Annotated in this window: 11 protein-coding genes and 1 other annotated feature; of the genes, 10 read left to right on the plus strand and 1 reads right to left on the minus strand. The window is 27.0% G+C overall.

What is annotated here, in order from left to right:
• Positions 1-64: 64 nt before the first annotated feature.
• Positions 65-793, minus strand: coding sequence for an SLC13 family permease (locus HCG76_RS16635; RefSeq protein ID WP_221701517.1), 729 nt, complete (start codon positions 791-793; stop codon positions 65-67).
• A gap of 269 nt (positions 794-1,062) precedes the next feature.
• Here HCG76_RS16635 and HCG76_RS16640 point away from each other — a divergent pair, with 269 nt between their 5' ends.
• The 10 genes from HCG76_RS16640 to HCG76_RS16685 all read left to right on the plus strand — a co-directional run bounded on the left by HCG76_RS16640 (position 1,063) and on the right by HCG76_RS16685 (position 15,412).
• On the plus strand, positions 1,063-1,593 hold the full coding sequence (locus HCG76_RS16640) for a hypothetical protein (RefSeq protein ID WP_221701516.1): 531 nt from the start codon (positions 1,063-1,065) through the stop codon (positions 1,591-1,593).
• Between the two features lie 187 nt (positions 1,594-1,780).
• Positions 1,781-2,896 carry a deaminase domain-containing protein gene (locus HCG76_RS16645; RefSeq protein ID WP_221701515.1) on the plus strand — a complete coding sequence of 372 codons (1,116 nt, stop codon included), beginning with the start codon at positions 1,781-1,783 and terminating at the stop codon, positions 2,894-2,896.
• A 313-nt stretch (positions 2,897-3,209) separates the two neighbouring features.
• Positions 3,210-3,438, plus strand: a binding site (T-box leader).
• An 84-nt stretch (positions 3,439-3,522) separates the two neighbouring features.
• A complete protein-coding gene (thrS, locus tag HCG76_RS16650; protein WP_221701514.1) occupies positions 3,523-5,427 on the plus strand; it encodes a threonine--tRNA ligase in 1,905 nt (634 codons plus the stop codon).
• Between the two features lie 158 nt (positions 5,428-5,585).
• Entirely contained in the window at positions 5,586-8,087 is a 2,502-nt protein-coding gene (locus tag HCG76_RS16655; RefSeq protein ID WP_221701513.1) for a DUF7948 domain-containing protein, read from the plus strand.
• Positions 8,088-8,260: 173 nt separating this feature from the next.
• Positions 8,261-8,977, plus strand: coding sequence for a YczE/YyaS/YitT family protein (locus HCG76_RS16660; protein ID WP_221701512.1), 717 nt, complete (start codon positions 8,261-8,263; stop codon positions 8,975-8,977).
• A gap of 117 nt (positions 8,978-9,094) precedes the next feature.
• Positions 9,095-9,418, plus strand: coding sequence for a DUF6198 family protein (locus HCG76_RS16665; protein WP_294173402.1), 324 nt, complete (start codon positions 9,095-9,097; stop codon positions 9,416-9,418).
• A gap of 345 nt (positions 9,419-9,763) precedes the next feature.
• Positions 9,764-10,600, plus strand: a complete 837-nt coding sequence (gene licT / locus HCG76_RS16670; protein WP_221701511.1) for a BglG family transcription antiterminator LicT — start codon at positions 9,764-9,766, stop codon at positions 10,598-10,600.
• A gap of 378 nt (positions 10,601-10,978) precedes the next feature.
• Entirely contained in the window at positions 10,979-12,847 is a 1,869-nt protein-coding gene (locus tag HCG76_RS16675) for a beta-glucoside-specific PTS transporter subunit IIABC (RefSeq protein ID WP_221701510.1), read from the plus strand.
• Between the two features lie 109 nt (positions 12,848-12,956).
• The gene (locus tag HCG76_RS16680; protein WP_221701509.1) at positions 12,957-14,396 is read left to right on the plus strand and encodes a 6-phospho-beta-glucosidase; all 1,440 of its coding nucleotides are present in this window, start codon (positions 12,957-12,959) and stop codon (positions 14,394-14,396) included.
• 155 nt (positions 14,397-14,551) lie between these two features.
• Positions 14,552-15,412: a Cof-type HAD-IIB family hydrolase gene (locus tag HCG76_RS16685; RefSeq protein ID WP_221701508.1), complete on the plus strand. Its 861-nt coding sequence runs from the start codon at positions 14,552-14,554 to the stop codon at positions 15,410-15,412.
• Positions 15,413-15,526 lie beyond the last annotated feature (114 nt).

Raw genomic sequence — 15,526 nt, forward strand, 5'->3', positions numbered from 1 at the left:
ATAGCTAATATAAATGAAATAAATAAAATTATTGGACAATATATTTTTTTGAATTTATTTGCATTTATATGCCTGTCATGAAGTAGTGGGGAGGTGGTGGTGTATGGTGATGATGGTGAGGGGGCGGAGAGTCAGTAAATTTATTTTTAAGATAACTATCATCTATTAAATTTGAATTCTTATTATCATCTTTATAATCATGTTTTTTTAGCCACCACAAAGTGTATAAAATTAAAAGTATTATAAATATTGCACAAGGAATAAATAATTTGTTTAAGAAATCCATAAGACTAAATCCAGAGTAAAGAGTTAGAATTACTGCTGGGGTATCTGCCCATGGAAGAGGACAACCACCTATATTTGATGCAATTAATCCAGAAACTAAAATAGGTAAAGGAGACAAATTTAGTTTTATAGATAATTCTAGGCAAATAAAGGTGAATAAAAGTATTACACTTAAGTTGTTCATAAATAATGAAGTAACATACATAATTAAAGGAATGAGAATATATATAAGTGTTTTTTTACCTTTTGATATACTTAGAAATTTATCGCCAATATATTTAAAAAATGAATTATTTTCAAATGTTTTAGAAAACAACCCTAGAGCAAGAATTAAGGTTACTATCTCTAAAGGAAAACTTGATAAAGCATCCGAAAAGCTAAAGGTATTAGTTAAGCTTCCATATATTAATATTATTCCTAAACCTATGCTTGTTATAGCAGTACGATATTTAACTGAAAAAATCATAGCAATATACACTATGAATGCTATTATAATTTGAAATGTCATGTTATACCTCCTAGGTCTTGTCGTAAGTTCCTTTTATTTAAGGTGTGTAAATATATTACATAATATGTTTGTAAAATTAAATTGTTAATAAAATAAGTGTTAACAATAAAAGTATATATGGAACAAAATAATTAAGTATTAATAAAATGTATTATAGGAGTAGGAAATTACATAGTTTTATCAATATATTGAGTTTATAAGAGAGGAGATAGATATGGAATATATATTATTAATACTTGTTGTTATCTTATTTACAAATAAGCAATACAATGATTCCAGGAAGAAAGAGACTTATCGAAAAAGTAATATATATATATAAAAGAAGATACAATATAAAAAAAGATAAAGGCATAGAAGATATAAATAATATAGTTAATAAAAGTATTAAAAATATAAAGAATATGGAACTTAAAAAAATTAAACCTAAACATTTAGAGAATCTTAAGGAGGAGATAGTTAAAGCTAATAATGGGGAATTTTATTTAGATAGTAATGGCTTAAGTAGTAATTTGCTTGGAGATTTAGAAGTTAACATTAAATTAGATGATGCTAATAATGAAACGGATATTAAAGAAGATATAATATATAAAGGTAAATTTAATGAATACAATTATGACGAAAAATATAGCTTAGTAGATATATGCGAGGATAATAAAGAGAATGATATAAAAAATGAATGTTATAAGAAAAATGTAATAGAAAATATAAGCGAAAACTTAGAATATAAGGCAAAAGAAGAGAAAAAGATAGTTATGAGAGTATCATACATAAAGAGAGTGAAGAAAATAAAGATAATATAATTGTATTTATTAATGAAGATAAGGTTGTAAGCATATTTTAAAAGGCAGGCCGTAAGGTTTGTCTTTTAACTATTTATATATAATTTTTAATTTAATATATAAACAAAATATAATAATATTAAATAAGAAATTATTAGATTATAATATTAAAAGTATTGATAATAGTAACTAAAAATAAGAGGTATATATGAAGATAAAAAAGAGAAAAAGTGAAAGAATAAAAATTAGTAATATAGATGACTTGAAAAAACTACTAAAATTAGAAGGATATAATTTAGAACTATTAAATTATGATGATTTTAAGGAAGATTTTATAAATAGTTTTAATATAAGTGAAGAGATATTTAATAAATTATATAAAAGTCTTAATGAAGGAACAGTTACTTATAAAGTAGATGATATTTACGATTTAATAAATTATATAAATAATATTATAGTTTTTGAAAATGAACATAAAAGCTTGTGTGAAAAGATAAATAATATAAAATTGTTACATATAGATAGAGTTGAATATGAAAGAGTTCCTAGCACTCAAGATGATGTTGAACATATTTTAAAAGTAGTAGAAGAGACTAAAAACTCTATATCCACAAAGATTAATGAAGAAGGAAAATTAAAGTTAAAGGTATTAGAAGAAGAGATAGATAGAGATTATGTATATGCAAAGGATATAGAATTATTAAAAAAGATGATTCTTTGTAATAATGAAAAGGTTAGAGAAGAATATGATGAAAATAATCAAACTAAAACTTTATTTATTGAGGTTCCATCAAATATTACATTTGATTACGTAAAAGCAGAAAAGGGATCAATTGAGTATCATCAACATATAAAGAGTTATATTCCTAGAATGAAAAGGCTTATTAAAAACTTAGATAAGTATATTATAGAAGAAGAGGATGGAGTATTTAAAATTAATCAAAGTATTGCAATTCAGGATTCAGTAAATATGGCTATTGCAGTATTTAATGATAAAGAATATAGAGCTGTTAGTGGTAAAAATGATATTGAAGAGAGTTGTACACTAATACCATTAGGCAAAGAGTATTTTAAAAGTTGTAAAGTTAATAAGCTTGGAAAACTAGGAATTGGCTATAATAGAGTTAATGATAGTGAAAAAAAGATTTTTGAAAAAATACATAAGCTTATAAAAGAAAAAAAGTTAAGTGATGAAGGAAATCTTATTTTATATAGTAAATGGGAACCGTGTCCAAGTTGTTATTATGTGATTAGTCAATTTGCTGAAATATATACAGGAATAAATTTGAAGATTATGTATTATAAGAGCTACGGAGAAAAATAAATTTAATTCTAGTCATTAGATAAAAGATATCAGAAGTTAGTATATTTTATACTAACTTCTTTTAAAAATAAAAAAATGATTTTTTCAGCAAATATACATAAACTAATAAAAATTAAAGTAAAAGGAGTTAAAAAATGAAAGGTATATATCACATTGATAATAATAGTAAGTGGAAAATGGTTTTATCTTAGTATATTAAATAATAAATTATTAGATTAGAATATTAATAATAATAACTATATTTACAAATAAATGCAAAAGTGGTAGTATAAATTTAATGAATTTTTCATATAACAGTAATTGAGTATAATATTAATAAATGTTGATAGGGAAGAGTATTATAGAGTACAGTTTAAAGAGAGAAAGTATCGGAGGCTGAAAGTACTTTTAAATATGACTATAAGAAAACTACCCCTGGAGTTATGGTTTAGTATCACATAGTGAGAAATACCATCGGTGAAGACTGATAATACTTTTTGAGATGAATTGAATTACTTTAATTCAATTTGGGTGGAACCACGGATATTACATTCGTCCCAATATTAGGGATGGATGTTTTTTTTATATCAAAAATATGATTGACCAAATTTAAATTTGGAATCTCATTTAAGGAGGTAGAATGAAATATGATTAACGTAAAATTAAAAGATGGATCTATAAGAGAAGTTGATGAAAATTCAACTATTTTAGATTTAGCTAAATCAATTAGCAAAAAGTTAGCAAAATCCGCAGTAGTAGGTGAAGTAAATGGAACCTTAGTTGATCTAGCTTATAAGCTAAAAGATAATGATGAGGTAAATATAATAACTTATGATGATGAAGCTGGAATTGAGGTTATGAGACATACTACCTCACATGTAATGGCTCAAGCAGTAAAAAGACTTTATAATAATGCAAAACTGGCTATAGGACCAACAGTAGAAAATGGATTTTATTATGATTTTGATATAGAAAATCCGTTTAATAACGAAGATTTAGTTAAAATAGAAGAAGAAATGAATAAGATTATTAAAGAAGATATTTTTTTAGAAAGAATGGAAGTAAGTAGAGAAGAAGCTTTAAAGTTAATGGAATTAAGAGGGGAAACTTATAAAATAGAACTTATAAGGGAACTACCTGAAGGTGAAACAATTTCTCTATATAAACAAGGTGATTTTATAGATCTTTGTAGGGGACCACATCTTTTATCTACTAAGGGAATAAAAGATTTTAAATTAACTAGTGTTGCAGGTGCTTATTGGAAAGGTAACGAAAAAAATAAAATGCTTCAAAGAATTTATGGAGTAGCATTTGCTAATAAAGAGATTTTAAAGACTTATTTAGATAATATAGAAGAGGCTAAAAAAAGAGATCATAGAAAGTTAGGGAAAGAATTAAAGTTATTTACTTTTGTTGAAGAAGGGCCAGGATTCCCATTTTTCTTACCTAAAGGAGTAGTTCTTAAAAATAATTTAATTAATTATTGGAGGGAATTACATCAAAAGGCTGGATATGTAGAAGTTGAAACACCAATAATGCTAAATAAAAAATTATGGGAAACTTCAGGGCACTGGGATCATTATAAGGAAAATATGTATATTTCAATGATTGATGAGGAAGAATTTGCGTTAAAGCCTATGAATTGTCCAGGTGGAATGTTAATTTATAAAAATGAAACACATTCATATAGGGATTTCCCTATGAGAGTTGGAGAGTTAGGTAGAGTTCATAGACATGAACTTTCAGGAGCATTACATGGTCTTATGAGAGTAAGAGCTTTTACTCAAGATGATGCCCATATATTTATGCTTCCAGATCAAATTAAGTCAGAAATTAAAGGTGTTGTAGCGCTAATTGATGAAGTTTATTCAAAGTTCGGTTTTAAATACAGTGTTGAACTTTCTACAAGACCAGAAGATTCAATGGGTAGTGATGAAGAGTGGAATATGGCAGAAGCTTCATTAAAAGCTGCTTTAGATGAAATGAAGTTACCTTATAAGATTAATGAAGGGGATGGGGCTTTCTATGGTCCAAAGATTGATTTTCATCTAGAGGATAGCTTAGGTAGAACATGGCAATGTGGAACTATTCAATTAGATTTCCAATTACCACAAAGATTTGAATTAGACTATATTGGAAGTGATGGTGAAAAGCATAGACCTATAGTAATTCATAGAGTTATATTTGGAAGTATTGAAAGATTTATTGGTATATTAATCGAGCACTTTGCTGGAAAGTTTCCAACATGGCTGTCACCAATTCAAGTTAAGGTCCTTCCTATTTCGGATAAATTTCTTAATTATTCTAATGAAGTTAAAGAAAAACTTGAAGCTGTTGGGGTAAGAGTGGAAATAGATTTACGTACTGAAAAGATAGGATATAAAATAAGAGAAGCTAGAAATGAAAGAGTTCCTTATATGATTGTTATAGGTGAAAAAGAAGAAAATGATAAAACTGTTTCTTTAAGAAGTAGAGATAATGGTGATGAGGGTGCTATTGATTTAAATACTTTTATTTCTAGAATAATTCTTGAGATAAAGAATAAAAAATAAAATTAATTATTAGAAAGATATAAATTAATATAAAGTAGGTAAAAGGAAACTAGTTTAAGGTTAGTTTCCTTTTACTTATTATTTAAATATAGTGATAATTCAATTTAGATAAACATACTTTAATATATATTAAAAATAGTATTAAAGGGATGATAGAGTTGGCAAAGTTAAAAGTATCAAATGTTTTAAGTAGTTTACCATTAATGTTTGAAAGAAATATGGGACAACATGACGAAAGAGTACAATTCATTTTAAATCATAAGCAATGTACAACATTTTTTACAGATACAGAATTAGTTTTAGCATTTAGAAGTAATGAAGAAATTAACGGATTAAAAGAGGTAGATTGTAATTCAATAGTAAACACAACATTAAATAGTTTATATGAATATAAGATAAATGTATTAAGAATCAACTTTGAAGATTCGAATAAAATCCCACAAATAATAGGTGAAAATGAGTTTAACTGTAAGTTAAACTATTTTAAAGGGAATATTAAATCTGAATGGAAGAGCTATATACCGATATATGAAAAGTTATTATATAAGGAGATTTATTCGGGTATAGATCTGCTTTATTATGGTAATAAAGGTAACATAAAATTAGATTTTATTGTACAACCTAATAAAAATATAGATAATATAAAGCTAAATTTTGAAGGAGCAGATAAAATAACAATAGATGAAGAGGGAAATTTATTAGTTAAGTTAGATAATAAATTGTTGAAAATATTAAAGCTAGAAGCAGTTCAGGAATTTAGTAAAGAGAAAATAGAATGTAATTTTGAGATAGAAGAAAACTTTAAAGTTAAATTTAATATTTCAAATTATGATAATGATGAAATATTAATAATAAAAGTACCATTTTTATTTGAAACATTTAAAGCAGCAACAATGGTTGATAGAGGTAATTCAATTACTGTAGATAATAATAAGTGTATTTATATAACTGGAGTTACAAGTGTGCAAAGTTTTCCAGAAAAAAGTTTATATAAAACTATTTATTCAGGAAAGGATTATAGTGCTTATATTATAAAAATAGATACAAGAAAAATTGGTCAAGCAGCTTTAGTATATGGAGCATACCTTGGTGGAAATGGTGTTGATGAAGGTGTTTCTGTAGCGGTTGATTATAGTGGAGTAGCATATGTTGTGGGAACTACAAATTCCACAGCGGGATTTCCAACTACAGAAAAATCATATCTACCTAGTTATCCAGGCGGAGAAACTACAGGTTTTTTAGTAAAAGTTAATACAAGAGAGGTTGGAATAACTAGTTTATGTTACGGAACTTATTTAGGTGGAAAGGGAAATGATTATATATATTCAATTGCACTAGATAAAAATAAAAATGTTTATATTGTAGGAGATACAACATCAAATAGTAGATTTCCAATAACAGAAAATGCATATCAAACAAGTAATTGTGAAAATAGCAAAGATGGCTTCTTAATAAAATTAAATACAAATATTAAGGGAAAAGAAGCTTTGTTATATGGAACATATTTGGGTGGTAGTAATAATGATAGTTTTTATTCTGTAGCTATAGATTCTAATGATTACGCTTATATAACGGGAGTTACTGAATCTAAAGATTTTCCAATAACCGATAATGGATATGAAAAAAATAGATATGGACAAGAAATAAGTTCTTTTTTAATGAAATTTGATGTTAAGCAAAATGGAGTAGAAGGACTTTTATATTCTAGTTATTTAGGTGGGGAAGGAAAAAGTATTGGATACTCAGTAACTGTAGATTCTAATGAGTGTGCATATATAACAGGAATTACAAATTCAAGTGAAATGTTCCCAATAACAATTAATGCATTTCAAAATGAATTATGTACTAACAAAGAAACAGGATTTTTAATTAAGTTAGATACAAAAAAGTATGGGGAAGAAGGACTTCTATATGGAAGCTATTTAGGTGGAAGTGGAATTAATGTATGTTCTGATATAAAAATTGATTGTAATAATTATGTTTATATAACTGGATTTACAAACTCTAAGGATTTACCTTTAGAAAATTATAAAAATATAATTTCAGATTTAGGATTTTATTCATTCTTATTTAAGTTAGATGTAAGTAAGGAAGGAAGATTAGCATTATTAAATGGCATTTGTTTTGGTGAAAATGGATATGATGTTGCATTATCAATTGCAATAGATAATGATTTAAATGCATATATTACTGGATATTCTGATTCTATAATAAAGAATGATATAAAAATCAGTAAAGGTGTTTATAAAGGGGGATCTGCTTTTTTGACTAAGATAAGTACAAGAGTATGTGACTTAGTAGCAGAAAGGAATAATAATAAATCTTTTGTAGACATTGGAGAAAAAGCTAAATATACAATAAAGCTTAGAAATAATGGACCTGATATTGCAAAAAATGTTGTAGTTACAGACACTCTACAAAGAGGCTTGATAGTTAAAGGGGTAAAAGCTTCTAAGGGAGCAGTACATCAAATAGGAAGTGAATTAGTTTGGAGAATAGATAAAGTTAGTCCCGATGAAGAGCTTTCAGCTGATATAACAGTAAGAGTTTCTGTAAAGGATAAGGTGTTATCAAGTGACTTAAGGATTGATATAGATGAAAATACTGATAATTATAGAAGTGGAGTCTATGAAAGAAATATGTATAGATATTTAATTTAGAAATAATCCTAGAGTAGTAAAAATACTCTAGGATTTATTTTAAAGAAATTGATAATTTTTGACAAGCAATATATTTTAAGATAAAATGATAAGTGACTTTAAATTAATGTAAATGTTATAAAAAACGTAGTAGTAGTTGAAGTAAAAAACAAAGTAGTAGAGGGTGGAAAAATTTGGGCAAGGCAATTAACTTAGTTAAACGATTAGTATTATTTTTCTTAGGAATGAGTATAATCCAATTAGGAGTAGCATTATTTCTAAAGACAAGCATTGGATCAGATCCATTTACTGTTTTTACGCAAGGATTGGCAACGGTTCTAAACAAAACAGGATTAAAAGATTTATCAATAGTTTATATGATTTCAGGAAGTGCAGAAGTAACTCCTGGTATTGCTAATATGATAATATTGATAGTATTATTTATTGCTATATTGATAGCTGATATGAAAAAAATAAAAATAGGTACACTAATTTGTGTTGTTGGAGTAGGTCCAATAATTGACTTAGGTGTAAAGGTGGTTTCATATTTCCCAGTAGAGTCAGCTAATATATTTATAAAAATGTTATTAGTGTTAGCTGGATGCTTTATAATTGCAATTGGTTTTTCAATAATGTCAGCAAGTAATATTGGAGTAGCACCAAATGATATTGTTCCTTTTATAATTCAAGATAAACTTAAATGTCAATATAGATGGATTAGAATAGCTATGGATGCAACATTTTTAGTTGTTGGATTTATCCTTGGAGGGAAGGTTGGAGTAGGTACTATTATTTCAATGTTAGCTATAGGACCATTCATCCAATTCTGTTTACCTTATGGGAAAAAAGTTGTTGATTTTATTCTTAAAGATAAAGAAGAAATAAATAGTGAATCAACTGTAATTGTATAAATAAATTGACTTTTTTGAACTAAATTATAATAAATAGATAGTATAAGTAATTAATTATTTATACTATCTATTATTTTTTATGATCATATCATAAATGTTGAAAATTTTTATATAAGAATATTAATTTGTATATTAAGCTTTTTTATTACCGCGTTTGGAGTTATATTTACTATTACGGCTAATATTATGCCAGTAGCTCCAGATAGATTAGCTCAAGCTATAAGTAAGAAGGCTAATATAGACTTTGGAAAAGCAAAAATATATTTTGATTGTGTTGTAGTAGCATTATCAATAGCAATATTAATTCTTAATAATAAGGGGTTAGATGGATTAGGTATTGGAACTATTTTATCGGCTCTATTAGTAGGAAGAATAGTAGCATATATAAATAAAAAAATGAAACAAAAAATTGAAAGTATATGTTTTGTAGGAGCTGTATAAATTGAATTACTACTTAGGAAATTACCAGTTGTTATATGTCACACAAATGAGTTAGAGACAGATGTTTCAGTGGGTAGCTATCGAATAAAAAATAAAATAAAAATATGTTGACAATGTTTACATTAGTTGATAAAATGTAGACAAGTTAATAGTGGAATCCGTTTTGGGATTGTTACTGAGTAAGCAGGCAAAACCTAAATTGATACCAAATGTATGTATATTGATTATTTTTTTGTAGGAATAATTATATGCATTATTTGATATTGATTTAGGTTTTTTTGTATAATTTTAATTGAGATTTACATCTTAAATAAAAAAATATAAAAATGAAGGGATTATACTGATATGATCATAAATAAAGTATTAAATAACAATGTTGTGACAATTATAAATCAAAATAGTGAAGAAGCCGTTGTTATGGGAAGGGGTATAGCTTTCCAAAAGAAAAAAGGCGATGAGATTGATGAAAGTAGAGTAGAAAAAATATTCGTCCTGAAAAATAAAGGTATAAACGAAAAATTGCTTACTTTAGTAAATGATATTCCGGCAAAATACTTAGAAGTTTCTGAGGAGATAATACGATATGCAGAGGATAAATTAAATACAAAGTTAAACGAAAATATTTATTTAACTCTTACAGATCATATTAGTTTTGCAATAAGTAGAGCAGAAAAAAATTTAGAAATAAAGAACGCGATGCTTTGGGATATAAAAAGACTTCATAAAGAAGAATTTGCAATTGGAATCCATGCATTAGAAGTTATTAAAGAAAATTTACAAGTTGAGTTACCAGAAGATGAAGCAGCATCTATAGCTATGCATATATTAAATGGAGAACTTGATCAAGAAATGCCTGAAATAGTAGATATGATTAAGTTAATTGAAGAAATACTAAAAATGGTAAAATATCATTTTAATATTGATTTTGATGAAGAGTCAATTAATTATTACAGATTTATAACTCATTTAAAATTCTTTACTCAAAGGTTAGCGAGTGGAAGATACTACGAAGATAATGACAATGATTTATTTGAAATGATAAAAGTTAAATATCCAAAATCTTATGAGTGTACTAAAAGAATTGAGGGATTTGTAAAACAAAAATATAACACTCAATTAACTAAAGAAGAAATGTTATATTTAATAATACATACAGCTAGAGTAGTACATGAAAATTGTTAAAACTAAATACTACTTTAATAATTTCCGTTAGGATTGTAACTGATTCGATCAGGCAAAACCTAAATTAATAATTAAAGTTAAGCTAAAAACTTTATTTATGTTTATTTTAATTAATGAACATAAAAGTTTAGTATTTTAAATGTGAACTGAATTTTAAGAAAAATAAGTTTATATTAAAATAAATTAGCTTAAATTTTAAGAATTAATTTAGGTTTTTTATATATAACTGATAATTAATTTAAGGAGGTGATTAGCAGGAAAATTAATATAACCTTAGAAGTTTCATAGGATTGTTACTAGGTTAGGCTAGGCAAAACCTTAATTCTTCAAAATTTTAAATTTGAAAAAATTAAAATATTGAAAGCGAGGAATTAAGCTATGAATTATGAAAATTTAGCAAAAGAAATATTAAAAAATGTCGGTGGAGAAGAAAATGTATCAAATTTAACACATTGTGCAACAAGATTAAGATTTAATCTTAAGAACTTATCAAAGGCAAATACAGAAGTGATAAAGAAAATAAAAGGTGTTATGGGCGTTGTAGATAAAGGGGCTCAATATCAAATAATTATAGGTAGTGATGTTGCTAGTGTATATAAGGAAATATTAAAGCTTGGAGATTTCCAAAGTTCTGCTTCTAAAAATGATAGTGGAAATGAAAAGAAAGGATTAGCAAATGTATTTGATATAATTGCTGGAATATTTACACCAATATTACCTCCGCTTACAGCAGCAGGTATGCTTAAAGCACTATTAGTTCTTGCGACAACATTTGGGTTAATGTCAAAAGAAGGGCAAACTTATTATATTTTAAGTTTTATGGCTGATGCAATATTCTTCTTATTCCCGGTAGCTCTTGGATATACAGCAGCAGTTAAATTTAAATGTAATCCATTTATGGGATTACTTATGGGAGGAATAATGATTCATCCAAATTGGACAGCTTTAGTTAATGCAAAAGAAGCTGTAACTTTATTTGGTTTACCTGTTAAGCTTGTTACTTATACATCATCAGTTATTCCAATTATTTTAGTTGTTTGGGTAATGTCATATGTTGAAAATTTTGCAGATAAAATATCACCAAAAGCAATCAAGTTTTTCTCAAAACCATTAATTACAATTTTAATAATGGGGCCTCTTGCATTAATTGCTTTAGGACCAATAGGATCAATTTTAGGAGATGGTTTAGCTAATGTTGTAACAGCAGTAAATAATATTGCACCATGGTCAATACCAATGATAATTGGTGGAGTATCTCCATTACTAGTTTTAGTTGGAATGCATTATGCATTATTCCCACTTTCATTTAATGATTTAGCATTAAAGGGATCAGAAAATATTCTTGGACCAGGTATGCTTGTGTCAAACATAGCTCAAGGAGCTGCAGTATTAAGTGTTTCATTAAAGACTAAAAATAAAGATTTAAAACAATTAGCAGGATCATCAGGGCTAACTGCATTACTTGGAATTACAGAGCCAGCGATGTATGGAGTTACAATGAGACTTAAAAAGCCTCTAATAGCTGTTTGTACTGGAGGAGCATTAGCAGGTTTATACATTGGATTAATGGGAGTTGTTCGTTATTCATCAGGAGCACCAGGACTTGCATCTATAGCGATATTTATAGGTGAGAATCCAATGAATATCATTCATGCATTAATTGGTTGTGGAATTGCTTTTGTGTCATCATTTGTATTAACTTGGATAATTGGATTTGAAGATCCATCAAATGAAGGTGAAGAAATGGAAGATGAAACTTTAGAAGAAGTTGCAGTGGATAAAGCACCATTAATGAATAAGATAATTATTGCAAGCCCATTAAATGGAGAAATAGTTCCTTTAACAGATGTTAAAGATGAAACATTTGCATCAGAAATGATGGGAAAAGGTATTGCTATAAATCCTACAGAAGGAAAAGTAGTTTCACCAATAAATGGTACAGTTCAAATGATATTTAAAACTAAACATGCAATTGGATTAAAATCAGAAGATGGAGCAGAAATTTTAATTCATATTGGTATGGATACAGTTCAATTAGATGGTAAACACTTTACTGCACATGTTAAAGATGGAGATAAGGTTAAAGTTGGAGATACTTTAGTTGAATTTGATATGGATGCTATTAAAAAAGAAGGTTATGAATTAGTTACACCTGTTATTATCACAAATACTATGGAATATTTAGAAATAGTACCAAAAGAAATAAAATCAGTTAATGCAGGAGAGGATATAATCACTATTTTATAGTAGATAAAAATATAAAAAGATAAGAGCCAAGAGATGCTTAAGTGTGAGAAATTAATATAAACTCTTAGCTCTTAACTTCTAATAGTTAATTAAGTGTGGAGGTATAGTTATGAATAATAATTTAAATAAGTTTCCAGAAAATTTCTTATGGGGAGGGGCTTTAGCTGCAAACCAATGTGAAGGTGGATATAAAGAAGGGGGAAAAGGATTAACTACTGTTGACCTTTGTCCATTTGGTGAAAATAGAAGAAAAGTTATGGAAGGTAAAATTGATATATTAAGACCCGTTGATGGAGAATATTATCCATCACATGAATCGATAGACTTTTATCATAGATTTAGAGATGATATAGCTTTATTTGCTGAAATGGGATTTAAATGTTTAAGAATTTCAATTGCATGGTCAAGAATATTTCCAAATGGAGATGAAGAAACTCCAAATGAAGAAGGATTAAAATTCTATGATGAGATGTTTGATGAAATGATTAAATATGGAATAGAACCAGTAGTAACAATATGTCATTTTGATACACCAATTGGAATTATTGAAAAGTTTGGGGGTTGGAAAAATCGTAAATTTGTAGATTTCTATTTAAACTATTGTAAGGCTATCTTCACAAGATATAAGGATAAAGTTAAGTATTGGATGACATTTAATGAAATTAATATGATATTACACCTACCATTTATGGGTGCTGGTGTTAGATTTGAAGAAGGGGATAATGAACTTCAAATTAAGTATCAATCAGCTCATCATGAACTTATAGCAAGTGCATTAGCAACTAAAATGGCACATGAAATAATTCCAGGATCTATGGTAGGATGTATGCTTGCTGCTGGAGCAACTTATGCATATAGTTGCAATCCAGAAGATGTCCAAAAGGCCATGGATAAGGAAAGAGAAAATTTATTCTTTATAGATGTTCAATCAAGAGGAGAATATCCTGGTTATGCAAAGAGATTCTTAAGAGAAAATGGAATTGAGCTTGTATTTGGTGAAAATGATGATGAGATATTAAAGAATAATACTGTAGATTTTATTGGATTTAGTTATTATTCAAGCAGATGTGCAAGTGTTGATCCAGAAATAGTTAATGGAAAAACTTCAGGAAATGCATTTAAAACTGTTAGAAATCCATATTTAAAGGCATCAGAATGGGGATGGCAAATAGATCCCCTTGGATTAAGAATAACAGCAAATCAACTATATGATAGATATCAAAAGCCATTATTCATAGTTGAAAATGGATTAGGTGCTGTAGATATTCCAGAAGAAGATGGAACTATAAATGATGATTATAGAATTGAGTATTTAAGTGAACATGTTAAAGCAATGAAAGAAGCAATTGCAGATGGAGTTGATTTAATAGGATATACTCCATGGGGATGTATAGATTTAGTATCAGCATCAACTGGAGAAATGAAAAAGAGATATGGATTTATTTATGTCGATAAAGATAATGAAGGAAATGGTACTTTAAATAGAAGTAAAAAGAAGAGTTTCTATTGGTATAAAAAAGTTATAGCAACTAATGGTGAAGAACTTTAATAATTAGGGAAATGGACTACATTTTATTTATAATATGTAGTCCGTTTTTTATACCACTTATAAATTTAACTTTATTATTTATATTTTATATAATAAAGTTTGGTATAATAAATAGTATAAAATAACATTAAAGATAAGGAGTAGGAGAATAAGATATGATAAAATTAATTGCAAGTGATATGGATGGGACTTTACTAAATGATGATCATATGATATCTGAAGAAAACTTAAAGGCTATAAGAAAAGCTCAAGAAATGGGAAGACACTTTACAATTGTAACAGGAAGAGATTATGGTGCTGTTAAGTCATATTTAGAAGAATGTAATTTAAAATGCGAATGTATTTTAAGTAATGGAGCAGAGTACAGAGACGTAAATGGAAATGTTATTGAAAGTGTTTATATGAATAAAGATAGCGTAAAAATAGTATTTGATATATTAAATGATGCTGGATTATGTATTCAATTAATGACTAATAAGGGATCTTATGTAACTAATAAAGAAAGTGATAAAAAAGCTATTATTGATAGATTTAAATTGTTTAACCCTAAGATGAATGAAGAAGAAGTAATAGAATTCGTTGAAAAGTTCCATACTGAAAGAGGAATGAAATATATAGATGATGTTTATGAAATTTTAGAAAGTAATGTAGAGGTATTAAAAATAGTTACTTTTGATAATGATGAGAAATTAATAGCAAATTTAAAAGAGAAATTAAAAGAAAATACATCGGATTTAGCAGTAGCATCAACTTTTTCAAACGATATTGAAATAAGCGACATTGAAGCTCAAAAGGGATTAATATTAGCAAAAACAATTAAAAAGATGGGCATAGATAAAAGTGAAGTAATAGTACTTGGAGATAGTTTTAATGACTATTCTATGTTTACTGAATTTGAAAATTCATATGCCATGGAAAATGCAATTCCAGAAATTAAAGAGATTGCAAAGTATATTACTGACACTAATAATAATGATGGAGTAGCAAAGGCTATTTATAAATCTTTAGAAATATAATATATTATTTAATAACAAGTTTTATAGAAACTTGTTATTCAGACTGTTGACAAAGTGTCAACAGTCTTTAATTTTATACAAATATGTAATATAATATAAAATATATTAATTTAT

The organism is Clostridium sp. K13, from assembly GCF_019734195.1.
Lineage (GTDB): Bacteria > Bacillota > Clostridia > Clostridiales > Clostridiaceae > Clostridium.